Source organism: Brevibacillus sp. LEMMJ03 (assembly GCF_007197875.1).
Taxonomy (GTDB): Bacteria; Bacillota; Bacilli; order Brevibacillales; family Brevibacillaceae; genus Brevibacillus; species Brevibacillus thermoruber.
The window spans coordinates 19251-42694 of sequence record NZ_VKJN01000010.1; the positions used below are offsets into that span (position 1 = coordinate 19251).

General features: G+C 57.6%; 20 protein-coding genes, 2 pseudogenes and 1 riboswitch. Of the genes and pseudogenes, 6 read left to right on the forward strand and 16 right to left on the reverse strand.

Annotated elements, in window-relative coordinates:
* Positions 1 to 55 precede the first annotated feature (55 nt).
* Positions 56 to 1780: a hypothetical protein gene (locus FOI68_RS13770; protein ID WP_143863504.1), complete on the reverse strand. Its 1725-nt coding sequence runs from the start codon at positions 1778 to 1780 to the stop codon at positions 56 to 58.
* A 19-nt stretch (positions 1781 to 1799) separates the two neighbouring features.
* Complete coding sequence (locus FOI68_RS13775; RefSeq protein ID WP_143863505.1) at positions 1800 to 3101, reverse strand: AAA family ATPase; 1302 nt, start codon at positions 3099 to 3101, stop codon at positions 1800 to 1802.
* Positions 3102 to 3346: 245 nt separating this feature from the next.
* On the opposite strand from FOI68_RS13775, the gene FOI68_RS23500 reads away from it, so the two are divergent.
* Together FOI68_RS23500 and FOI68_RS13780 are read left to right on the forward strand one after the other, a co-directional pair.
* Positions 3347 to 3493 carry a hypothetical protein gene (locus tag FOI68_RS23500; protein ID WP_162836714.1) on the forward strand — a complete coding sequence of 49 codons (147 nt, stop codon included), beginning with the start codon at positions 3347 to 3349 and terminating at the stop codon, positions 3491 to 3493.
* Between the two features lie 89 nt (positions 3494 to 3582).
* Entirely contained in the window at positions 3583 to 4980 is a 1398-nt protein-coding gene (locus FOI68_RS13780) for a hypothetical protein (protein ID WP_143863506.1), read from the forward strand.
* A gap of 48 nt (positions 4981 to 5028) precedes the next feature.
* On the opposite strand, the gene FOI68_RS13785 is transcribed toward FOI68_RS13780, so the two are convergent.
* Positions 5029 to 5910, reverse strand: a complete 882-nt coding sequence (locus FOI68_RS13785; protein WP_255433476.1) for an RNA polymerase sigma-70 factor — start codon at positions 5908 to 5910, stop codon at positions 5029 to 5031.
* Positions 5911 to 6057: 147 nt separating this feature from the next.
* Here FOI68_RS13785 and FOI68_RS13790 point away from each other — a divergent pair, with 147 nt between their 5' ends.
* Positions 6058 to 7092 carry a YkvI family membrane protein gene (locus FOI68_RS13790; protein ID WP_143863508.1) on the forward strand — a complete coding sequence of 345 codons (1035 nt, stop codon included), beginning with the start codon at positions 6058 to 6060 and terminating at the stop codon, positions 7090 to 7092.
* 10 nt (positions 7093 to 7102) lie between these two features.
* Here the strand turns inward: FOI68_RS13790 and FOI68_RS13795 are convergent, their stop codons facing one another.
* The 4 genes from FOI68_RS13795 to FOI68_RS13810 form a co-directional block, all read right to left on the reverse strand.
* A complete protein-coding gene (locus tag FOI68_RS13795; RefSeq protein ID WP_143863509.1) occupies positions 7103 to 9181 on the reverse strand; it encodes a thioredoxin domain-containing protein in 2079 nt (692 codons plus the stop codon).
* A gap of 184 nt (positions 9182 to 9365) precedes the next feature.
* A complete protein-coding gene (locus tag FOI68_RS13800) occupies positions 9366 to 10769 on the reverse strand; it encodes an amino acid permease (RefSeq protein ID WP_143863600.1) in 1404 nt (467 codons plus the stop codon).
* Between the two features lie 438 nt (positions 10770 to 11207).
* Positions 11208 to 11849 (reverse strand): ABC transporter ATP-binding protein, encoded by a 642-nt coding sequence (locus FOI68_RS13805; protein ID WP_143863510.1) that lies wholly within the window; start codon positions 11847 to 11849, stop codon positions 11208 to 11210.
* A 5-nt stretch (positions 11850 to 11854) separates the two neighbouring features.
* Positions 11855 to 14146, reverse strand: coding sequence for a bacteriocin-associated integral membrane family protein (locus tag FOI68_RS13810; RefSeq protein ID WP_143863511.1), 2292 nt, complete (start codon positions 14144 to 14146; stop codon positions 11855 to 11857).
* Positions 14147 to 14547: 401 nt separating this feature from the next.
* On the opposite strand from FOI68_RS13810, the pseudogene FOI68_RS23985 reads away from it, so the two are divergent.
* A pseudogene (locus tag FOI68_RS23985) lies at positions 14548 to 14727 on the forward strand (TrmB family transcriptional regulator); the annotation flags it as partial.
* Here the strand turns inward: FOI68_RS23985 and FOI68_RS23505 are convergent.
* The 4 genes from FOI68_RS23505 to FOI68_RS23510 form a co-directional block, all read right to left on the reverse strand.
* The gene (locus FOI68_RS23505) at positions 14720 to 14893 is read right to left on the reverse strand and encodes a hypothetical protein (RefSeq protein ID WP_185973950.1); all 174 of its coding nucleotides are present in this window, start codon (positions 14891 to 14893) and stop codon (positions 14720 to 14722) included. The pseudogene FOI68_RS23985 and the gene FOI68_RS23505 overlap by 8 nt on opposite strands.
* Positions 14894 to 14907: 14 nt before the next feature.
* Positions 14908 to 15642 (reverse strand): 2-phosphosulfolactate phosphatase, encoded by a 735-nt coding sequence (locus FOI68_RS13820; protein WP_143863512.1) that lies wholly within the window; start codon positions 15640 to 15642, stop codon positions 14908 to 14910.
* 37 nt (positions 15643 to 15679) lie between these two features.
* On the reverse strand, positions 15680 to 16645 hold the full coding sequence (locus tag FOI68_RS13825) for an aminoglycoside phosphotransferase family protein (RefSeq protein ID WP_143863513.1): 966 nt from the start codon (positions 16643 to 16645) through the stop codon (positions 15680 to 15682).
* Between the two features lie 237 nt (positions 16646 to 16882).
* Entirely contained in the window at positions 16883 to 17038 is a 156-nt protein-coding gene (locus FOI68_RS23510) for a hypothetical protein (protein WP_162836723.1), read from the reverse strand.
* A gap of 178 nt (positions 17039 to 17216) precedes the next feature.
* A riboswitch (cyclic di-AMP (ydaO/yuaA leader) is annotated at positions 17217 to 17367 on the forward strand.
* 7 nt (positions 17368 to 17374) lie between these two features.
* On the opposite strand from FOI68_RS23510, the gene FOI68_RS13830 reads away from it, so the two are divergent.
* Positions 17375 to 18073, forward strand: a complete 699-nt coding sequence (locus FOI68_RS13830) for a CAP domain-containing protein (protein ID WP_035297616.1) — start codon at positions 17375 to 17377, stop codon at positions 18071 to 18073.
* A 66-nt stretch (positions 18074 to 18139) separates the two neighbouring features.
* Here the strand turns inward: FOI68_RS13830 and FOI68_RS13835 are convergent.
* From FOI68_RS13835 to def, 3 genes and pseudogenes are all read right to left on the reverse strand, one after another.
* A pseudogene (locus FOI68_RS13835) lies at positions 18140 to 18873 on the reverse strand (PhzF family phenazine biosynthesis isomerase).
* Positions 18874 to 19016: 143 nt separating this feature from the next.
* Positions 19017 to 20033: a homoserine dehydrogenase gene (locus FOI68_RS13840; RefSeq protein WP_143863514.1), complete on the reverse strand. Its 1017-nt coding sequence runs from the start codon at positions 20031 to 20033 to the stop codon at positions 19017 to 19019.
* 54 nt (positions 20034 to 20087) lie between these two features.
* Positions 20088 to 20612, reverse strand: coding sequence for a peptide deformylase (def, locus tag FOI68_RS13845; RefSeq protein ID WP_035297612.1), 525 nt, complete (start codon positions 20610 to 20612; stop codon positions 20088 to 20090).
* Between the two features lie 173 nt (positions 20613 to 20785).
* Here def and FOI68_RS13850 point away from each other — a divergent pair, with 173 nt between their 5' ends.
* The gene (locus tag FOI68_RS13850; protein WP_143863515.1) at positions 20786 to 22087 is read left to right on the forward strand and encodes an aminotransferase class I/II-fold pyridoxal phosphate-dependent enzyme; all 1302 of its coding nucleotides are present in this window, start codon (positions 20786 to 20788) and stop codon (positions 22085 to 22087) included.
* Positions 22088 to 22164: 77 nt separating this feature from the next.
* Here the strand turns inward: FOI68_RS13850 and FOI68_RS13855 are convergent, their stop codons facing one another.
* Positions 22165 to 22869 (reverse strand): YczE/YyaS/YitT family protein, encoded by a 705-nt coding sequence (locus FOI68_RS13855; protein ID WP_185973951.1) that lies wholly within the window; start codon positions 22867 to 22869, stop codon positions 22165 to 22167.
* Between the two features lie 46 nt (positions 22870 to 22915).
* On the reverse strand, positions 22916 to 23320 hold the full coding sequence (locus FOI68_RS13860) for a MarR family winged helix-turn-helix transcriptional regulator (protein WP_255433478.1): 405 nt from the start codon (positions 23318 to 23320) through the stop codon (positions 22916 to 22918).
* Positions 23321 to 23444: the final 124 nt, after the last annotated feature.

The window sequence follows — 23444 nt, forward strand, 5'->3', positions numbered from 1 at the left end:
CCCTTTTGACAAGGCGTCCGGGATTTTTTTTTGCGCGTGCAGGAGCGGCAGTTCTTCACGAACGATTCCGTTCCTCAAACACATCGAGAAGCAAACGGGTGTTCTCCTCTTCCTGGCAGTCCCATGTCGCGGCAAAGCGGACCTGGTGGGAGACGCCCAGGATGTCGTACTTCTGGACCAGGTGCTGGCGGGCCGAGCCGACGATGAGACTGTGCAGCCGCACCTGTTTGCGCTTGGCCAGATCGGCCAGCATCTCCCGCACGTACAGGGAAAGGCCGCCTACCCCATCCGTCACCATGACGAAGTCAGCCCCGCGAAACTGCCGGTTCTCTTCCACGATTTGGATGGCCCGCTTCATCGGCGCGTCGAAGTGCGTCCCGCCTCCGAAGGCCATCTGCGCCAGCGCGTAAAACGCGGGCCAGTCCGGCCGCCGGTGGTACAGGGCCTGTTCGCGAAGCTCCCCTTTTGCGCCGAACAGCAGCAGCAGAAAGTCTCGTTTTTCCAGGAGACTGAGCGCGGAGAACGTCATCACAAAGAGCTGGGCCAAGCGCAGTTTGCTCCCCCGCATCGAATGCGAGGTGTCCAGCATGCAGATCACGGGACCTTTGGGCGGTTCCTCCAGCCATCCGACGGTGTCGTACGTCATCAGCTTCTGCTCCACCCACTTGAGCAGAAAATACGTCTCGTAATCCGGATCGGCCAAAAGGCCGGCTTCGCTCGGCAGCATGTGGGCGATGTCGCCCGACTGCCTCAGGTCGTAGTATTCTTCCGGCAGCCGCCGCGAGCGCATCTGCTTCTTTTTCACCCGGACGTGATGGACGTTGCGCCCCACCTCTTTAAGGAAGTCAACCAGGTCCGGATGCCGTTTCAACTTTTCCAGCCACTTCATATATTGTTCCAAGCTCTGGCGCCGGAGCTTGCCCAACTCGTGCCCCCAGCGGCGGTTGGCGAAGCGCTGGCTGGCCGTAAGCAGCTCATGGACGAACAACGTGTCGTCCGATTCCAGCGACAGCGTCTCTTTCAGCGAGCGGTCCAGCCACTGCCCCAGCTCCTGTTCCAATTGGGCCACGGCCTCCCGTTCCTGCCTGGACAGCCGCTCGTGCTGTTTTTCCCGCTGGGCCAGCTCGTCCTCCAGCTTTTTGACTTTTTGCTGCAGCTTGGGGCGCTTGGTAACATTCACCCGCATCTCTTCCCGCAGTTCCTGAATGCGCGCTTTGAGGGAGCGGATCTCCGCTTCCACCAGCGGCCGGGTGTCCATCGCCTCCTGTTTGTCCTCCACCACGCGCTTGCCCTGCTGCAGCGTGTAGCCGATCAACTGAAGCCTGGCCGCCTGTTTTTCCGTCAACAGTTCGGACAATTGGGCCTGTTCCCTGCCCTCGTGTCCCTGCTTCTGCTGAAGCCCGGCGACCAAGGGAGTCAGCCGCTGTTCCCGCTCCCGGCGTTTGACCTCCTCCGCGAACGACGCCGTCAGCCACATGAGCGCCTTGATGGCCGTCTTGAAGGCGGCGCTCTCCTGGCCTGCCGTCCGCGGGTGGATCATCCGGTAAAAATACTGTTTCATCAGCGTCTGCACCATCCAGCGGTGGAACGGCGGCGCCGCCTGTGTCTGGTCAATTTCGGGATGGACGAGATAAAACGCCAGGAAAAAATCGGCCAACAGTTCGCGGTCGAACCACGGCGCCCGCGCTTTGGCTTCTTCCATCCATTCGCGCGCCGTGCGCGACGAGTACTGGTACGCATCAAACAAGTAGCGGTCGACCCGACTGGCACGAATGATCATGCGGTTGCATCCTGCCTTCCTACAGCGTGTAGTCGTAATCGGTACCGGGAAGTTCCCGGTCAAATACCGTTCGGTAGACGCCCTGCAGCATCTGCAGGATCCGCTCACCCTCGATGCGCAAATGGGCGTATTTGACCGTGTATTTCTCCGGGTTGGGCAGCAGTCGGTTTTTCTCCCGCACGTACGCGGTCAGGTCCTGCTCCCGCTGCTGCCACTGAAGCAGGCGGTTGCGCAGGTCGCGGCCTGTCTCTTCCAGCTCCAGCCGGCATTCGTCGAGGAGCGAGCGGTAGCGCTCGGCGGCTTCTTTTCCCAGTTTGGCCCCAATCTCTTTCTTGAACTGAAACGCGTGCAGGTCCGCTTCCTTTTCCATCCACTTTTCGGCGGTCTGCCTGCAGCGGCGAAGCGGCAAGTCGTGCTCCATGTCCGCTTTCAACTGTTCGGTGAAGCGCTGGTCAAACAGCTCCCGCAATACGGGCAGATCTTCCGGCACGTCCCAGAGCATGTGCGGCGTAAACACCGTATCCCAGATCGAGACGCTTTCGCGGCCGTGAAGAGCGGCCGACGTTTTCCAGACGTGGGCGATCTTGCTCCACCGCCGGTCGGAGAGGACGAACTCCTTTTCCTCCATGTCCTGCTTCAAGCGGTAGAGGAAATAGATCAGCGATTCCGGGATGCTGACCCGGGATGCTTCGCGCTGGATGTCCTTCACATCGTGGAGGGAAAAGACAACCGGCAGCGGCTCGCTCGGCAGCGAAAACATTTTTTCGTAGCTGGAGGCGTGCTGCAGGTAGCTCACCTCGTAGCGGATGAGAAAGCGGTCGTACAGCGCCGTCAACTGTTCGTCCTCGTACGGCAGCTCGTTGGACGCGGCCATCAGAAACAGCAGCGGCACCGCCTCTTTTTCCCTCCCGTTGAAATAGACCCGCTCGTTCAGAATGGAGAGCAGGGAGTTGAGGATCGCGCTGTTGGCTTTAAAGATCTCGTCGAGAAACGCGAACTGGGCAGACGGCAGGTAGCCGGCCGTCTTGCGCACGTACTGGTCCTGCTTCAACTGCTGCAGCGACACGGGGCCGAAAATTTCGTCGGGCGTGGTAAACCGCGTCAGCAGGTATTCAAACCAGTGCTCGGAGCCGAACAGTTGGGCGACGGCCCGGGCCATCTGCGATTTGGCCGTACCCGGCGGCCCGATCAGCAGGGCGTTCTCTCCGCTCATGATGCCCAGGAGCAGCAGGCGGATCAGCTCGCTTCGTTCGAGAAAACGGCGCTCCAGTAGTTCGACCGCTTGTTCCAACTTGTGTGTCAATGGCATCGTCCTGTTCATTATCTCTGGCGCAATCGTGCTGTCACGGCAGACGTGCTGCGCCGTTCCCCCCTCGTGCAAGATTCGATTGTCATGGGTTGGCACTCTCTACCTGTAGTGTATACATCCTGATCCGCGCACACAAGCCAATGTGCTCTCCCGGGTCCGGCGGCCGATCATGAAGGCGGCGGCACCCGCGTATGATGAAAGGTGCGCGTTGGCAACAATAACCAACAAGAGAAATACATGCAAAAAGGAGGATAGTCATGCCCCAGCTTCAACTGTCTGATGAAGAATACGATCATCTGATGGAACGGATTTTTAAAATCCTGAGCCGAACGGAAGAGCTGGACCACGTCACCCATCACTGGATGTGGGAAGTGTGGCGCGTGCTGTACTACAGCAAATTGTAAGCGTACGATCCGCTTTCACCCATGTCTGTGCCCTCGCATAGTGTGTGAACAAGAGAGGTTTGCCCGACACACTAGAAGGAGGGATGGGCATGGGTGTTGAACTGTCCTGGCTCCACGGGGTGTACGTCCTGTTCGTGATCGGCATCGTCGCCACCATGGTGCTCCGACGCGATACCAGTCTCATCTGCATCACGGGGATCGCCGCGCTCGGCCTAACGGCTACCGGTTCGGTTGCGGCGGCGGTGGGGGGCGTGTTCGGCAGCTTCATGTACGCGATGACGGAACTGCTGCCGACGATTCTGGTCATCTGCATCATCGTCGCGATGAGCCGCGTGCTGACCGAGACCGGCATCAACGAAACGATGATCCGGCCGATGGCCTCGCTGGTGCGTACGCCGGCGCTGGCGTACTGGGTGATCGGTATCGTCATGATGATCATGTCCTGGTTCTTTTGGCCTTCGCCGGCCGTGGCGCTGATCGGCGCGGTGATGCTGCCTGTCGCTCTCCGTGTGGGGCTGCCCGCCGTCGGCGCAGCCGTTGCGATGAACCTGTTCGGCCACGGCATCGCCTTGTCCGGTGACTTTGTCATTCAGGGCGCGCCCACGCTCACCGCCAAGGCGGCCGGCCTTCCCGTCGCCGAGGTGATGGCCGCCAGCGTGCCGCTGGTCATCGTGATGGGGACGGTCACCACCTTGACCGCGTTTTGGTACCTGTACAAAGACATGAAAAGCGGAGCGCTCCGCGTCGATCCGGAAGTAACGGCCGTTCCGTCCGCGCCCCGCGACGCCGCATCCGTCCGGCTCTCCCCCGTGCTGCGAAACGGGCTGGCGGCTCTGGTTCCCCTGCTGTTTCTGCTGGATGTCGCGGCCATGTTCGCGCTGGATCTGAAAGGAGGCGACGCCACCGCCTTGTTCGGCGGCACCGCTCTTTTGATCCTGCTCGCGGTCACTCTGTTGGCCCACAGACAGGCCGGTCTGGAACAAGTAACCGCTCACCTGATCCAGGGATTTCAGTTCGGATTTCGGGTGTTTGGCCCCGTCATACCGATCGCCGCGTTTTTCTACATGGGTGACAGCGGATTCGTCAAGGTGTTTGGCGAGACGCTGCCGAACGGTTCCCATGGGATCGTCAACGATCTGGGCGTTGCACTCGCCCACACCATCCCGATCGGCAAGGAGGTGGCCGCTCTCGCCCTGACGGCGATCGGCGTCATTACCGGACTGGACGGATCGGGATTCTCCGGCATCACGCTGGCCGGCTCCCTGGCCCAACTGTTTGCGACCGCGCTGGGAAGCGGAGCGGCGACGCTGACCGCGCTCGGGCAAATCGCTGCCATCTGGGTGGGCGGCGGCACGATCATCCCGTGGGCGCTGCTCCCGGCTGCCGCCATCTGCGGCGTCGATCCGTTCGAATTGGCGCGGCGCAACCTCTACCCGGTCGCGATCGGACTGCTGGTTACCACGCTGGTGGCCATGTTTCTGATCTGAATACGTGCAAAACGGAAAGAAGCCTCAGCCGGTCGGCGAGGCTTCTGTTTATGTCGTCTCCATCGCGGGAACGTGCCGGAGCTTCTCCGGATTGAGGATCAGGTAGATCGCTTCCACCCTCCCGCAGCGAACGGAGCAGCTCATGACGGCAAAGAGGCGGTTGTCCCGAACGCACAGCAGACCCGGCATGCCGTTCACATTGGCCATGCGGCCCGCCCGGAAGGCGGACGTTTTTTTGGCGACCCCCAAAAGGAACGCCAGCACCCGCTCCCGGGTGCATATCGGAAAAATCGCGGCCCGGACTTTGCCGCCGCCGTCCGAATAAAGCGTCACCTCTTCGGCGAGCAGAGCCAGCAGCGTGTCGGCATCGCCGTCGCGCATCGCCGCGAGAAATCGCTCCACAAGCTGTTCGTGCTGCGCGTAATCGATGGGTTCATCCGGCAGTCGGTGGGACAGTTTTTGTCTGACCCGGCTGAAGATCTTGCGGCAGTTGGCTTCCGTCTTGCCCACCAGCTCGGCGATTTCCCGGTAGTCGCAGGCCAGGACCTCCCGCAGCACAAACACCGCTCTCTCTGTCGGCGACAGCGATTCCATCAGCATCAGGCACGCGATGGACAGCCGGTCATGCGTCATCACTTCATGAACCGGGTCCCCCTCCTCGCTTGTGAGGACAAGCGGCTCCGGGAGCCACGGCCCCACGTAAACTTCCCGCTGTTTGCGTGCCCTGCGCAGAAAGTCGATGCATTTGTTGGTGAGGGTTCTGCATAAAAACGCCTTGATGTTGTGAATCTCGTCCGTCCGCGTTCGCTCCAGCGACAGAAACGTGTCCTGCACCATGTCTTCCGCGTCCGTGATGGTGCCCACCATCCGGTAAGCCAGGGAAAACAGCAGCGGTTTATAGGTGGTGTACAACTGGGCAACGTCTGTCACGCCCTCCCTCCTTTCTGGCCGTACCGTAAATATGACGTCCGGCGGATCGCTTTTGTGACATCGCGGCGATCTCGCTCTTCTGTTTTGGGCCATGCCTCATACACTGGTACTAGCACGTTTTCTACGAAAGGAATGGACAGCACGCGTATGAAGCTGTGGGGAAAAAGCGTACAGGTGGCCGCCACCTACATCGGAACGGTTGTCGGGGCCGGCTTTGCCAGCGGTCAGGAAATCCTCGCCTTTTTTACGTCGTACGGCCATTGGGGCACATTGGGCATCCTGCTCGCCACCGCCCTGTTCGTCTGGCTGGGGTACAACATGATGCGGCTGGCCCAGCGCATGCAGACGCCCTCGTACGATTCGTTCAATCAGAAGCTGTTTGGTCCTGTCCTCGGCCGGGCGATCAATCTGCTCGTGTTCCTCACCCTGCTGGGCGTAACCACGGTCATGCTGGCGGGAGCCGGTTCCGTCCTGGAAGAACAGTTTCACCTCCCGTACCTCCTGGGGACGTCGGGAACGGCGGTCCTGGCGTTTGTCATCATCCGCCACGGACTGGACCGGCTGCTGGCGGTAAACTCGCTCATCGTTCCGTCGATGCTGCTCTTTTCCCTGCTGATTCTGGCAAGCGGACACGCGGAATCGCCGCTCCCGCTCACGCCTCCCAACACGCTCGGCTTCATGTGGAAGTCGGTGCTGTACGTGTCGTTTAATCTGGCCATGGCCCAATCCGTCCTCATCCCCATCGGGTATGCGATCCGGGAAACGATCGTGCTCAAGCGGGCGGCAATTCTCGGCGGCATCGGGCTGGGTCTCATGCTGATGATCGTTCACGCGGCCATGCTGGCCAACTGGGATGACGTCCGCCTGATGGACATCCCGATCATCTACATCACGGAGCAGTGGAACGATTGGCTGCAGCACTTTTTCGTCTTCGTCCTGTACTCCGAAATTTTCACCACGCTGATCTCCAACGTGTTCGGCATCGGCCAGCAGCTTCGGGAACTGTTTGACGTCCCCGAATCCCGTCTTTATCTGCTCCTGTTCGGCTTCAGCTTCTCGCTCTGTCTGATCGGCTACTCCGAGCTGCTGATGGTGCTGTATCCGCTGTTCGGCTACCTGGGGTTGGCCACGCTGGCCCGCCTGTGCCTGCCGGGCAGCGGCAGCGGCCGCCGTGTTTTCTAGGAGCAATCCCTCACGCGCGCGTCTGCTCCAGCTCCGCCCGGAACTGTTCCCAATCGGTGAGCGGCGCGCGGCAGGCAAAGTTTTCGCAGATGTAGGCCGTCACTTCGCCCCCCTGCATCTGTTTGTCCCGGACCGCCTCGGCAATGCCGCCCAGCCCTTCCGTCGGATCGTGCAGCACGGTCAACGTGAAGGGGGCGTAGCCGCGGCGCGTCTCCTTGAAAAACGCCTGCGTCCGCTCATCGCCTCTCGGGCCCGCGATCACCACCTGCCGCACCGGATGCAGGAGCTGCTGCATCGCCAAGAGGGAAAAGCTGTACCCGATCGGATAGTGGTTGATGCTCCCCGCAAACGACGTCAGCAGACGTTCCGCCTTGTCGCGCAAATCGCTTCGGCCCGTCAGGTAGAACAGCCGGAGGAAGGTGTAGGCGGCGACGCCGTTGCTGGAAGGGGTCGCGCCGTCGTAAATTTCCTTGGGACGGGCGATGAGCTGTTCGCCGTCGCTGCCGTAGAAGAACAGCCCGCCGTTTTGTTCATCCCAGAACAGGCGGAGCAGATCATCGGCCAGCTCCAGCGCCCGCTGCAGGTGCCGCGGATCCTGTCCGGCCTCAAACAGTTCCGTGAGCCCCCAGATGAGAAAGGCGTAGTCGTCCACATAGCCGAGATACGCCGCCTCGCCGTCGCGGTAGCGGGCCAGCAGGCGGCCGTTGGCGTCGCGCAGCCTGCTCTCGATAAACCCGACAGCCCGTTCCGCCGCCCGCAGATATTCGGGCTCCTCCAGCACCAGCCCTCCTTTGGCCAGCGCCGCGATCATCAAGCCGTTCCAGGACGTCAGAATCTTGTCGTCCTTCCCCGGATGCACCCGCTGTTCCCGTCGAGCGAACAGCTTCTGGCGGGCTTGTTCCAGCAACCGTGTCAATTCCTCGGCGGCCATCCCCCGGCGGCGGGCAAGCGAGTCCAGATCGGTCCGGATCAGATTGGGGATGCTGCGCCCTTCAAAATTGCCGCTCTCCGTGATGTCGTACGCGTCGCAGTAAAGCTGCCCCAGCTCATCCCCCAGCACATCGCGGACTTCCCACGGCGTCCAGATGTAAAATTTACCTTCTTCTCCTTCCGAATCGGCGTCTTCCGCCGAATAAAACCCCCCGTCCGGGTCGGTCATGTCGCGCAGGATGTAGGTGAAAATGTCGCGGGCGACGCGGGCGTAGTCGTGCTTGCCGGTGGCCTGGTACGCCTCCAGATACGCGTAGGCCAGAAGCGCGTTGTCGTAGAGCATCTTTTCAAAGTGCGGCACCAGCCACTCCCGATCCACCGAGTAGCGGGCGAATCCGAATCCCACGTGGTCGTAAATGCCGCCGCGGCGCATGCACTCCAGCGTGGTTTCCGCCATGTGCAGCGCGTCCGCCTCACCGGCCGCCTGGGCGTGGCGCAGCAGGAAAATGAGGTTGTGCGGCGTGGGAAACTTGGGCGCGTCGCCAAATCCCCCGTAGACGTCGTCAAACTGCCGTTTGTAAAGCTCCAACGCTTCCACAAAGGTCTCCCGGCTCAGCGTCCCCGGATCGGTCCGGGCCATCTGCGGCGCCAGCGTGTTGTAAATGTGGTCCACACTGCGGTCGATCCGTCCCCGGTCGTTCTCCCAGATCTCGGAGAGCTGCCGCAGAATGTCCATCACGCCCGGCCGTCCCCACTTGGCCGACTTGGGAAAATACGTCCCGGCAAAAAACGGCTTTTTCTCCGGCGTCATCACAATCGTCAGCGGCCATCCGCCCTGTCCGGTCATGGCCTGGCAGACGGTCATGTAGATGTGGTCCACATCCGGCCGCTCTTCCCGGTCCACCTTGATGGCGACGAATTTTTCGTTCAGCAGCGCAGCCACTTCTTCGGCTTCAAACGATTCGCGTTCCATGACGTGACACCAGTGGCAGGTGCTGTAGCCGATGCTGAGGAAGATGGGTTTGTCTTCCTGTTTGGCTTTGTTGAACGCTTCTTCTCCCCACGGATACCAATCAACGGGGTTGTAGGCATGCTGAAGCAAATAAGGAGACTTCTCGTTTCTCAATCGGTTCGGCTTTCGCTCGTCCTTGCTTTCCACGCAAATGTCCTCCAATTACCTGTTTCCTTCCATCTTAGCATACTCGGCGTCGATAGAAAAAACAGGTGCGCAATGTGACTGCCCCCGGTGCGCAGCCGTTTCAAGGAAATGATGATTTCGAACATAAAAAATAGGGACATCGTTTCTCAATGTCCCTCTTTGTGGATCGATTTCTGTTTCTCGTTTACCCGCTCATCCGTTGATGCGCGATTTCCTTATTGGTTCCCTTCTCCGTCGAATTGGCCTTGCCCACTCCAAATGCGAAATAACTGATCACGACGATACCCAGGAAGACCATTCCCGCCACAAGGGAGATGCGCGTCTCTTCATTCACCCACATGCCGACCAACACCATGATCAGAAAAGCAATCGTAACATAGTTCGACACGGGCGCAAAAGGCATTTTGAACGGATGATGAGCCATTTCAGCTCCTTTTGCTTTTCGGAATCGGATTTGACTGATCAGAATCACAAACCACGGAACCATGCCGGGAAGCACACTGGCACTGTATACATACACAAACAGATTTTCCGGTGCCAGATAGTTCAAGACAACGCCTACGCCCAGCCCCACAAGAACGCCGATCGTTCCGAGCAGCGGCACGCCGTTGTGAGACAGCTTCGTAAAGATTTTCGGCGCCTGTCCATTTACTCCCAGCGTGTACAGCATGCGTCCCGCACTGTAAATGCCGCTGTTGCAGCCAGACATGGCGGCAGTGATGACGACAAAGTTAATGAACCCCGCTGCGGCCGTGATCCCGATTTTCGCGAAGGTTGCCACGAACGGGCTGCCGATGGTTTGCAGTTGATCCCACGGGTAAACGGTTACAATCACAAAGATCGCGCCGATGTAGAAGATCAGAATCCGCCAAATGATACTTTGAATCGCGCTCGTCAGCGTTTTTCGGGGGTCTTTTGCCTCACCCGCCGTAATCCCGATGAGCTCGACACCTTGATAAGCCCCAATCACCAGCGAGAGCGCAAAGAAAAAGCCCGTCCAGCCGCCCGTAAAAAAGCCGCCGTGTTCCCACAGATTCGATAACCCGATGGCGTTTCCGCCGTTGCCGATTCCGAAGAAGATCAGCCCAAACCCGGCAACGATCATCAAGACGATGGTGACGATCTTGATCATGGCAAACCAATACTCAAATTCACCAAACGATTTCACGGAGAACAAGTTCGCCGCTCCGAGAATCAGCATCGCGATCAACCCCGGTATCCAGGCGGGCAAATCCGGGAACCAGTACTTCATGTAAGTCCCGACGGCAATAATTTCCGACATCCCGACGACGACCCACTGAAACCAGTTGCTCCAGGCCGTCACATAACCTGCCAGGGGGTGAATGTACTTGTGGCCAAAGGTCGCAAATGAACCTGTGCTGGGTTCCAGGTACAACATTTCCCCCATCGCGCGCATGATGAAAAAGATAAAAAGCCCGACGATTGCATACGCGAGCATCACGGACGGACCTGTCCATTTGATCGTGCTCGCCGATCCCATGAATAAACCAACACCAATTGTTCCGCCCAACGCGATCATCTGAATATGACGCGCTTGCAGGCCCCGCTTCAATTCCTTGTTTGCCACTCCGGCTCCCTCTTCCTTTCTGCCAATACCGGCTGTCATTTCAGGAATGCTGCTGGACACCCTCCGTTTCATCCGCGATGATGCGGCAGGTACCCGTTTTTTCTTGACTGCACATTTTTTATTCAGCATTCCTAATAGTGAGAAAAATTGTTCACCATTTCCTTTCTGCTTCGCTGCTGAAGTACTTGTATTGTAATATGTTTTTGTCATGAAGACAATTGTATCAGCTAAAAAAACATTTGGTAAATCAATATGCTTGACGTAAATCAAAAGTAAAAAATATGTGATTGTTCAATCATTTGTGGAGCACAGGGCAAGAACAATCAGGGACGGTTGCACCTCAAACGAATCAGCCAGCGGCCGATTCGCATGTCGGCAACTGGCTGATTCATTCGCGAAGGCTTGTTGATCCTGTCCCTGCAAAGGGGGCAGGCACCCTCACGACAGTTTAACGATTCTGTCACACGCTTCCGCAACGTACTGATCGTGCGTAACGATGACGATGGTTTTGCCTTCCTGATTGAGTCCCTGCAGCAGCTTTACGATTTCGTTCCGGTTGTCGGCATCCAATGAGCCCGTGGGTTCATCGGCAAGGATGAGCTCGCAGGGTTTTAACAGGATTCTCGCGATTGCCACCCTCTGCTGCTCCCCGCCTGAAAGGCCATATATTTTCTGCTTGAGCGGTATATCCAGCCCCACCTTCTCCAGTGCATCCAGCTTTCGTTTTTGCTTTTCCTTTCTCGCTGCCTTTGAATAGAGTAGCGGGATTTCAAGATTTTCGTCCACCGTCGCATCATCAATCAATGCGTTATTCTGGAACAGATAAGCGATTCTGGTCCGGAGAAGCCTGTTTGCCTGAGCCGAACCAATCCGTGGGCTGTTCTCGCCAAACAGTTTGACAGTACCGCTGCTCGGCTTTTCCAGCAATCCCATGATATTGAGAACGGTTGTCTTGCCGGAACCGCTTTTCCCGGTAATGGCGAGCATCTCCCCCTCGCAGACCTGCAAATGTATCTGGTCAAGAACCACGTGGTCTTGATAGCGCTTGCTGACATCCACCAGTTCGCATACCGTGTTCATGCCGTTTATCCCTCCCCTTTCAGAATGTTCACTTTGTTCCGTTGCTCGATGATGAAAAGTGCTAGAACAGACGCTGCAAATTCCACCGCCACCACCCCGACGCCTGCTGCAAGCACGTTGATGTCAGAGGAACCCATGGCCTCGTGGATGGATGTCGCCACGGCAAAAACCCTCGCCGCCTCCTGCAACAGAAGGGATGCCAGCCCGTTGTTCATCAGGAAACAAATGCCAATCTGAATCACCCAGGTCGCTGTCAACAGCCACAGATACTCCTTGTACGTTCGGAAGAAACCCGTCCCAAACAATCGACGAACAATAATTCTTTGCTGGTATTTGCTGAAAAAGATGCTCAAATTCTGCACAACAAGCACCAACAATCCCGCTGCCAGTCCGAGGCTGATGAACAATAGCTGGTTCCTCTGCTTTTGCAGCTCGTATATCTGCCCCAACACGTACTGTTCGACGGTGATCAGGCTTGGCAGGTTGTCATCCAGTTTCAGCCTTTTTAATTCAGGTTCAAGCGCCTGTAACGTCTGCTCGGTGTCTCTGTTGATCAGTTTCACTTTCAACGGATCGCTGCCCCCGCCACCACTCATCATGTTTGCCTTGTCTGCAACGAGACTGTTTTTCTCGGTGACCACCTGGATGATCGGATCGACAATCATGTTGTTTTCCATGCGAAATACTTCCGGATTAAAGCTGAATATTTTCTGCCCGTTTGCGATCCAGATGATTTTCAACGGTTGATTCCGTACGCGATCGGGAATCTCCACGTGAAACAGGTTTTCATCCCCTTCCGCACGACTTTTTCTGGATTTCTTGATGTAATCCAAAATATCTTTTTCATTGCTGCGATATTTTGCAGGTACAAGCAAAATCAAATCGCTCGTATCCTCGGAAATCATCACAGGATGATTTTGTGCATTATAGACGGGAAACTCCCGCAGATAATTAGGATTTACCGATATAGTACGTATACCGTCAAACCCACTGTTCAAACGAAGCGCTGTTTGCTCATAGTCCCCCGCATCGATGAATACGGCTCCCATGCGGTTGAGTAGAGGATAAAGGGCCGTGACTTGCGTTACCGTCATTTTGTGCGCACCTTTCTCTATATCCTCCAAATCGTTCCCGACCTTTAGGGGATAGAACACACCGTAATCCTTGCTGCGCTCCCAGCTTTTCAGATTTTCCTGTTTGATGCGCAAATCATGATACTGGCTCCAGATGGAAAGGATGACCAGGATGAGAAAGAGGGAGCATCCGGTCTTGAGCAGCGTGTTCAATGCAAAGATGCCATTCGTTTCCTTGCGGTTTTTGATCACGTCGACAATCTTTATTCGAGAAAGAAAGATATACGCGATGAGTGAAATCAACGTGACAATGACATAACTCGTCAATTGAGAGAGGAAGACGCTTCCCATGAACTGACCAGTCGTATCTTTTATTACCAAGGACGCTAGTATAGAGATCACCGCGGCCAGCGCAAAAACAACGGTAATCCATCTCCCGACAACGACGTACCACAGGCGCACGTTGGACAGGCCGTGCATTTTCAACACGCCGATCCGCTTGGATTCGTTAAACATATAGTAAATGAGCATAAAGATCGTGATGATAAAAATCACGTACCTGATATATGCGAAGAAATCATCCTCGATTTCCATTTCTCCAGAATTGTTAGATTGACCCTTGAAATCTTCAGGAGTAAGCAGAGTCCCCTGGTCAACCAGTTTAGCAGCCATGATCTTGTTGATGACCCGTTCCACAAACTCCTTGTATTGTGCCTCAGATGCCTCCACAAAATACCGGCCTTCTACGGGAAGGTGTTTATAAGCAAACCGGAGCGGTTTCATTTCGAACAGGGTATGGTTTCCGAAACTCTTGATCCTCCCCACCTGATCCTCGTCTCCGGAGTCTGCCGTGGATAGAAACGAATTGCCCTGTTGGGTGTCTTCCGCAGTCAGAAATCTGCCGCTTTTCAATCGAAAGGAATCAAACAACCGGGTGTTGTCTGTCAGGAGCACGTATTTGTGAATCCGGACCTCGTCATCCACACTGTAATCGATGTGTGTACGGAAGAGATTGACCTTTGTTTCCAGCGCCGCTTCGAGTAAAATCGGGTACATCTCATCCGGTGAAGCAAAATTGGCATAGTTGGGAATCGTAAACGGCTTTGAAATCTCCTCTCCTGCCTTTTCCAGTTGATCGAGTTCATCCCGATAGGCTTGATGGTAAGCCAACAGAAAAGACACCGCGAATAGAAAGAGCAGCAAACTCGATAGTATCTTTTTCAATGTACCCTCTCCTCCATTGGATGACCATTCACCCTCACCGTGTGTCTGAGTTTGTTTGCCGCTTGCTGTTCATTTCTCCCAATTGAAAACAGGTCGTTTTTGGATCAATTTTTATGTTTTGTTATTATTAACCAATCAAATTGTTTGTAATTATAGTACACCTACCTGCATGGATCAAGTCCATCTCGTATGGACGTTACCCTTGGCAAAAGAATCACATGGCCCGATTCGTGTCCCTGTAAACACCGCTTTTTGTTATCTGAGTTTCTCGTCATTCCAGGTACGGAGCCAGTACGAGGTACCTTTTGCCATCAGGCACATACGGTTGTTGATTGACAATCAAGTGTGCAGCAACTTTACGGGTAGGTAGCTGCATAACCACTATCGTTGGAGGTGACACGTCTTCCGCTTGGGCGGTCAAGACGAGAGACCCTGCGCTCGTGCTCGTCGCGACCGAGTATATCAGACATGACATTATGATTGAGGAGATTACGCGAGAATTGGGCCCTGCCAAATTGAATGCGCTTTGGCGAACCCGGCCTGATCTGATTCACGTTGTGACGGGAAAACGGTTCAGGTAAGCGGGGGCAGAACCATCTCACCTTTAAAATGAAGACGAAAGAGTTCTTTTAAACGACTGTTTAATTCAGAGGAGAGTTTCTTGAAGAGCATCAAAGATTGCTTGCCGACGGTTCTCGGCTGCCTGCGCGTCGGCTTGGCGGCAGGGGGATGAAAAAACATCTGCATGGCTTCATCCCCCACTATCGTCCGGGAACAAACGCCCCTTCCCGATTGAGCACAGGAACCGTCTGACTGGCATTCCAAGCGGAAGCGATCGCCACATCCTCGGCAAATCCCGCCGCGATCAGCTCCCGTCCCGAGGCGGACTCACACAGCAGCGGGTACAGCTCCGGCTTGGTGGCGTCAAAGGCAGCGACAGCCAGGCGGGCCTCCGGAGAAAGCCAGTATCCGCGAAGCTCGCCGAGGATCGCCCCCGCCGCAACCATGTCCTCGAAAGCGGGACGGAGGCTGCCGTCCGGCCACCGCTCCCCGCTGGCGATCACCGTGACGACGCCCCCTGTTTGTCGGATGAACCGGGCCACCGCCGAGGCATTTCGCAAACTGCCGGCCACCACGACCGCGCCGCTGTCCTTTGCCAAAAAGGCGCACGTGGCCCCGTTGGGCGACGGCAGTACGATCCGGCACCCCTCGTGAATCGCGGAGAGCGAAGCGGGAGACAGCGAGATGGGTTCGCCGCGTTTACCGGCCAAAACGGCATGGACCCTGGCCGCGTATTCCGAGGCGGACGCGTCCCGAAAGCGATACGGATATACCACTCCGCCCCGAGCGAGGACGACATCGACGCAGGTGGTAAACGAGAGCACATCGACGATCACGACGATGTCGGAAACGGGTGCCAAGGCCTTTACCCCTTCATACCCCCAATCAAACCGGGCGTGAAACCCGTTTTGCTGAAACACCGCCACATCCGCCATTTTCTTCCCCTACCTTTCCAGGATTGCGTGTTCACCATCAATGTTGGCACAGCGACCGCGCAACCGATTCCCACTTGTCGCGGTCTGCCGAAAACCACGCCGGTTCCACGCGTTCAAAATACAGGTGATCTTCCGCAATGAGCCGCACTCGGCTGAGCATCTCCTGAAGCTGGTCCGGAACCACGCGGGCGGTCCAGACCACGGCGGAGAACAGGCTCATCGCCACGTAGACCGCGTACAGCGTCCAAAACGCCGGCGGGATCTCGTTCGGATAAAAATATCCGCAGATCTGGCCGAAGCAAAAGGGAACGCTTACCTCCCTGCTGAACAAGGCCAGCTTGCAAAAGTCGTGGATGGGGTCTCCCCAATCGTACCGGTCGAAATCGATGGCCCCGGCGTACTGCTTGTCCTTTGCGATCAGATTGCCCACGTGGAAGTCATCGTGCTGGAACCGGTTTGGCCGCTTGCGCAGATACGCTTTGTTTTCTTCCACAAACACCATGATTTTCTCGTCGTGCGGGATGGCCAGACCAGCGGTGCGATACGCTTCGAGGTATCTCGCGTGTTTTTGGACGGCTCGCGAATGCCAGGCGGGGATGTCGGACGGAGCGTGAAGCTGGTGCAATTTCTTCAGGTCTTGACCCGCCTGCCATCCGATGCAGAACTGTTCTTCTTCCGTACAGAGAGGCAGGATGTCCCTGGCGTCCTCTCCGTCGATATGGGACAGCAGGATGTAGCAAATCTGCAGGTCCTCTGCGATCCCGCATTCAATCGGCTGCGGAATGCTCGCCCCGAACGGCTGCAGGGCATGGAGGGTGTGAAACTCAGACCGCTTTCGTTCCCAGCGGCTCTGGTCCGCAATGCGCAGGACTCGCCGTTCTCCCGACTCCATGCGGACCAGGTATTTTCTGTCGGACGAAAATCCTTTGTGAATCGGCTCGATGCTGACTGCTGAACAAAAGGCGGGACTTTTGCTTCGCAACCATTCGATTTGTCCGGTCATGTTACACCTCCCAGAAATGGCAGCTTTTTCATTATATCATCCATGCTTCTGACGACAAGAAGCATTCTTGTTATTCAAAACTTTTTCTTCATGTATGGCGGAATGGATGGGAGCACGTCGATTTGCCAGCGCCGGCCGTCACGAACGTCATGAAAAAAGGTTATCCCGCCTGGGCAGGATAACCTTTTTGTTCCTCTACTCCCTGTCGGTAATCGTTCCGCCGGACTGACAGCCTGGTCAACCCTGCGTATCTTCGGCGGAAGGCTGCTTCGCCGGGGGCGTCTCGTGCGCCTCCTCATCCAGCAGCGGCACGTTTTGCTGGTGCATTTTCTGCTTTGTCGGATACGCGCCCACCTGCTGCAGTTCCACATTGACATCCGTCTGTTTGTCCATCCCTCATCGCCTCCCGTTTTGGTTTCCCGTTTAGTATGGTTCCATTTCCGAGATTGCTATACCGCCGATGACAGCGGGCGCGGCTGGCGTCATTCCGCCGGTCGTCACGCTGAGCAACCATCGTTTCCATATTTTGAAGGTTTCCTTTTGCCGGTATCTTTGTTATCCTCGTAACCGAGCCAAAAACAAGCCGAAACTTCCGACAGCGGAAGTGCGGGGGACTTTTTTTGCAGACCACGGTCTGCATGGGGTGAATCGCCGAATGGCGAAGGGTTGTCTCCTCAATCCCAACCCGACAACTAACCTCGTAGGCGAAGAATAGGAGACGATGTGCACATGAAACGATTTGCCAAGCCGATCATCGCCATCGCTATGGGATTGGCCGTCACCAGCATTTCCACGTCCGCATTTGCCGCGACGACTTGCCCGTACAAATCGATCGCCGGCCAAAAACAGTGGTTCCCCTACGTTCAATACTTCGGTTCTTTCCAACAAGCACCGAGCGTAAGCCCCGTATGGAAAGTGTACATGCCGGTACCGGTGAAACAGCCGGTTCAAAAACCGGTTCAACTGCCGGTACAGTACCCGGTACAGAAGCCTGCCGCTCCGACCGGTGACAAGGTCGTTGCCCAGCCGAAAGCTCCGGCCCAACAAGCGGCACCGTCCGTTTCCCAATTTGCCAAGCAGGTGGCCGACCTGGTGAACCAGGAGCGCGCCAAAGCCGGGCTGAAGCCGCTGACGCTGGACAGCGCCCTGTCCAAAGTGGCCATGGACAAAGCGGTCGACATGTACCAAAACCATTACTTCAGCCACACCAGCCCGACCTACGGTTCTCCGTTTGACATGATGAAACGATACGGCATCACCTTCAGAACCGCCGGCGAAAATATCGCCATGGGTCAGCGCAGCCCGCAGGAAGTTATGCAGCAATGGATGAACAGCCAAGGCCATCGTGCCAATATTTTGAATCCGAACTTCACGAAAATTGGCGTGGCCTACCACAACGGGTACTGGGTGCAGGAATTTACCGGATAACCAGCGAACAGAGAATCAGCAAGCCGTGCTTCTCGCGTGAGAGGCACGGCTTTTTTGCTGGCGGCGTCATCGGCCGCTTTCGACGCGGACCAGCGACTCCCGTACATAGACGCCCGTTCCCGCGATGGTGACATCCAACTGATCACCGGCCTGGTGTACTTCGACGTGCACGTTCCCTTCCCGTCCCATCTCGTGCCCCTGCTCCACGACAAGCGACAGCGGCCACGCGTCCGGCGTGCGAATGTAGCTGGCGTAATAGGCGCCCATCACCCCGGAAGCGGTGCCGGTCACCGGATCCTCCACCGTTCCCGAATACGGTGAAGAAAAATGGCGTCCGTGCATCTGGGCGGACGGGTCGTAGGTTTCCAGACAGAACGGGTGGACGGACGCACGGGGCATGGTCGTGAGCACGGCCGGAAACGCCCCATTGCGGGGGGACATGCGGCGAAAGGATTCCAGCCGCTTCACCGGAACCAGAAGGGTCCAGATGCCGGTGCTGCCGTACATGACCGGAAGTTCCTCGTCCAGGTCGGCTCTGGTCAGCCCGATCGCCCCGGCCAAATCGTCCAGGGAACCCTCGAACAGAGATTCACCTCATGGCCGGGCGTGAAAAACCGAATGCGCAGATCAGCCGTCTCGGCCGGCAGAACAAATGCCGTTTCGTTGTAACCCACCTGACGGGCGACCGCCAGCATGTGCTCGTCGTCAAGATCGCTGGCGTCAAGCACGACCCCCGCCGGATTGCCCTTGTCGGGTGCGGTGCCAAACGCATTGTAATGATACACGTTGACTTCCGCCATTCGCGCTTCCCCCTTTTTCCCCTATAGAATCGCGCCGGTGTTTTTTTTCGAAACAGTGCGTCACTTTGCGGCGGAACCGGACAATTTCGCGCCGCATCCTTCCCGCCGGCCGCCCCTCTTTGATTTCAGGAAGGCAGCCGGTTCTAGTCGAATGCCTGGAGGATGTGCTCCAAATCTTTCAACGCAGCCGCCGCAGCAGCGCGCGGATCGGACTTACCGCCGATGACCAGCAGTTCGCCCATCGCGTCCGTTTCGACCCGGATGGCCTTGGTCGTGCCGTGAACGCGGGCGAAGGGATGGTCACGCTCGTACAGGCGAAGTTCCACGGCCGCTTTCACCCCTTCCGCCGTCCGCCGAATGCTGCCGACGAGCTTGGGCACGCGTCCGACCTGCCGCCACGCGTCCATCTGCGCGCGCGTCAGATGCGCAATTCCCGTCCGCTTCACGTCGTCCAGGCGCAGGCCCGCCCCGAACGCGGCGTTGGCGATAATCGTCAGCTTGCAGGCGGTGTCCCATCCCTCCACGTCAAAGCGCGGGTCGGGCTCGGCGATCCCCAGTTCCTGTGCCCGGCGGATCGCTTCCTCGTACGGGATGTCCGCTTCCATCATGCTGCTCAGCACAAAATTGGCCGTCCCGGTCAAAATGCCTTCCACGACGGCCGCTTCGCATCCCGCCAGATTGTATTCGAGAAGATCGACGGTTGGCAGTGCGGCCGCTGTGGCGCCGCTGATTTTCAGGACGGCGCCGGTTTTCTTCGCCAGCGCGGCCAGTCCCGGGTAGTCGGCGACGAGCGCCCCTTTGGAGACCGCAATCACGTGCGTTCCCTGTGCCAGCGCGGTTTTCATGTAAACGGAACCAGCCCCGCCCGTGACGTAGTCGGAGGGACCGGTTTCGATCAGTACATCAGGGCGGGTGCGGGTGAGAAAATCGGCTCCCGTACACGCCGGATCGCCGGCCAGTTCGCCGCGCGCAAACGCCTCCCAAACCTCCGCGGCCAAACCCTGATCATCGTAGCAGCCGGTTCGGGAACGGGCGACGCCGACAAGCCTCACCTCCACGCCGTACCGCGTCCGGTAGCGTTCCCGCCGCTCATCCAGCAGGCGGGCCGCTTCTCTGCCCACCGTGCCAAATCCGGTAATGATCACGTTCACGTCCTTCACGCCCGACTCCCCCTCAGCAGCTTCGCTCGTTTCGTCATCGCTGGGCAGACCGGTTTACCGGACCCATGCGCGTTTGTGCGCGAGGATCGGATTGGCGGCTTCCGGTTTCAGCCGCTTGCCGGTGTTGGCGTCATACAGGACGTTGACGTAGTCGATGTACAGGATTCCATTCAGATGGTCGATTTCGTGCTGGATGCAGCGGGCCAAATAACCGTCCGCTTCGAGGACCACTTCTTCACCCGCCCGGTTCAGCGTTTTTACCTTCACGTACGAGGCCCGTTTCACCCGGCCGACCACGCCGGGAATGGACAAGCACCCTTCGGTCCCCGTCTCTTCCCCTTTTCTTTCCACGATGTACGGGTTGATCAGCTCCACCAGGCCGGTACCGCAGTCCATCACGACCAGCCGTTTCGGTATGCCGATCTGGATCGCGGACAACCCCGCCCTGCCCTCGTCGGCGTAGATGGTGTCCGCCATGTCGTTCAGGATTTTTTCCACGTTTTTCGTGACGGCGGTCACCGGCTTCGAGATTTCCCGCAGCACCGGATCGCCCAATTTCACGATGAGCCGTTCTGCCATGCCTGTTCTCCTCTCGTTTGAAAACTGTCGTGTATTCACCGTATCAAATGCGTCTCCCGTCCGTCAATTGATCAGATCCCGCTGCCGCCCGTTTTTCCAATCGACAAACACACTTATATGCGCTATCTTTAATGGTAAACAAGATGTTGATGGAAACGAAGAGGGAGGAAACCATGCATTCATTGGCAGCAAAGCTCAACGAAACGCTTCAGCGCGAAAATCCGCACGTCTATGCCATGCTGTCCGATCTGGGCAAACTCATCTACTTTCCCAAGGAAGGCATTCTCAGCCAGTCTGCCGAAGCAAAAGCAAAAGGGCGCAAATACAACGCCACGATCGGAATCGCGTTGGAAAACGGCCAGCCGATGCATCTGGACGTGATTCAAAGCACCTTGTCCGCCTACGATCCCAAGGATCTGTACGAGTACGCGCCGCCCGCGGGAAAACCGGAACTGCGCGCGGCATGGCGGAAAAAGTTGATCGAGGAACAGCCGTCGCTCGCGGATAAAACCTTTGGCAATCCGATCGTCACCAACGCGCTGACCCACGGCCTGAGCGTGGTCGCCGATCTGTTCGCAGGCCCCGGAGACGCCGTAATTCTGCCGGACAAAAACTGGGAAAACTACGAGCTCACCTTCTCCGTCCGCCGCGGAGCGGAACTGGTCTACTACCCGCTCTACGACGCGGACATGAAGTTTAACGCAGCCGGCCTGCGTGATGCCGTCCTGGCGCAAAAGGAAAAAGGCAAGGCCATCGTCGTGCTCAACTTCCCCAACAACCCGACGGGCTACACGCCGGGCATCGAGGAAGGCAGGCAGATCGTTGCCGCGCTGAAGGAAGCGGCCGAGGCCGGCATCAACATCGTGGCCGTTACGGATGACGCGTACTTCAGCCTGTTCTTCGAAGACTCGCTGCGCGAATCCCTGTTTGCCGACCTGTGCGGCCTGCATCCGCGCGTGCTGCCGGTAAAAGTGGACGGCGCCACCAAGGAGGAATACGTCTGGGGATTCCGCGTCGGCTTCATCACTTACGGCGCATCCAGCGAAGCGGTGCTCGCCGCGCTGGAACAGAAAACGCTCGGCATCATCCGCGCGACCATCTCCAGCGGTCCGCATCCGTCGCAGACCTTTGTCCTGCGTGCGCTGAACGCGCCGGAGTTCCAGGCGCAAAAGCGGGAAAAATTCGAGATCATGAAGCGCCGGGCCAACCGCGTCAAAGAGCTGCTCGACAGCGGCCGGTTTGACGACGCCTGGACCTACTATCCGTTCAACTCCGGCTACTTCATGTGCCTCAAGCTGAAAACCGTCAACGCGGAAGAACTCCGCACCCATTTGCTGGAGAAATACGGCGTCGGCACGATCGCCCTCGGAGACACCGATCTGCGCATCGCCTTTTCCTGCATCGAAGAGGAGAACATCGAGGACCTGTTCAACCTGGTGTACAGCGGGGTAAAAGACCTGCAGGGACAAAAATAGCCGATGACAGCAGCACTGCCCACCAAAAAAGCGTTTTGGCATCAGCGCCAAAACGCTTTTTCTTTTTCGCTTCCCGGTCAGGAGGCGTGCTCCGCCTGGCCTTGAACGGGCGGGATCGCCTGCGGTCCCGCCTGTTCCCCGCCCCAGCGTTCCCAGCGCTGTACCTGGCTGCGCCAAAAGCCGAGCGAGGCCTGCATGACCGGACCAATCAGGAACACGGAGACAAACGTTCCCACGGAGACGGGACCGCCCGCCAGCCAGCCGCACAAGAGCGCGATCCCTTCCAGAAAGGTGCGGACAAGCCGGATCGACCGGCCGGTCAGCCGGGCCAGGGAAAGCGTCAGCCCGTCTCGTGGACCCGCCCCGATGCCGGAAGCCACGTACATGCCGGACCCGATCCCCATCAGCACAATGCCCGCAAAAAGCAGCGCAAACCGGGCCCACAAGGATGAAAACGTCGGCACGATCCCGGCGTCGAGAAACCCGTTGACAAAATAGCCGATCAAGAGGATGTTGGCGACGCTGCCGATACGCGGCCACTGGCGGTCCAGCACACACGCCATGCCGATCATCGCGATGCCGACGATCTGCACCCACGAGCCGATCGACCAGCCCGTCAGCCCGGCCAGTCCGATGTGCAGCACGTCCCAGGTGGCCGCGCCCACCGCGGCACGCATCAACAACACGGCGCCCAGCGCCAGCACCATCAAACCGGCGACAAACAGCACCAGCTTGGCGCCGATAACCCCCGCACGCCTCATCCTTTCTTGTTTTCGCTTCATTGCGATCTCTGCTCCTCTCCTATCCTGCCGCCTGCTGCGGCTCTCTCTACGATTCACTCAGATTGTTCATCATGCGATCAATCACGCTGGAAAACACAGCCAGCTCGTCAGCGGAAATCCCCCGCACCGCTTTCGCTTCGACGAAGTCCGATGCGCGCATCCACTCGTCCGCCATCGCCCGGGCTTTCTCCGTAAGAGCCACCCGCCGCTCCCGTTTGTCCGCACCGCAGTGCCGCTCGATCCATCCCGCCTGCTCCATCCGGGCCAGCGTGCGGGTCATGGTCGGCGCTTCCACGCACAGGTATTGGCACAACTCCGTCTGAGTGGCCGGCCCTTCCAGCAGCCGCACGACGACGGCCCACTGCGCCGTGAACAGCCCGAGCGGGGTCAGCCGTTCGTTCAGCGTCTTGGAAAAACGCCTGCCCAGTTGATTGACCTTGTGTCCGTACACGGTGACACCTTCCCCCGCCAATTATTTACCTAGCTAAGTATATGCATGCTGCGTGGAAATTGTCAATCCGACTGGCCAAATGCCAAAAAAGGCTTCCCCCATCCGCGGATGAGAGAAGCCTTTT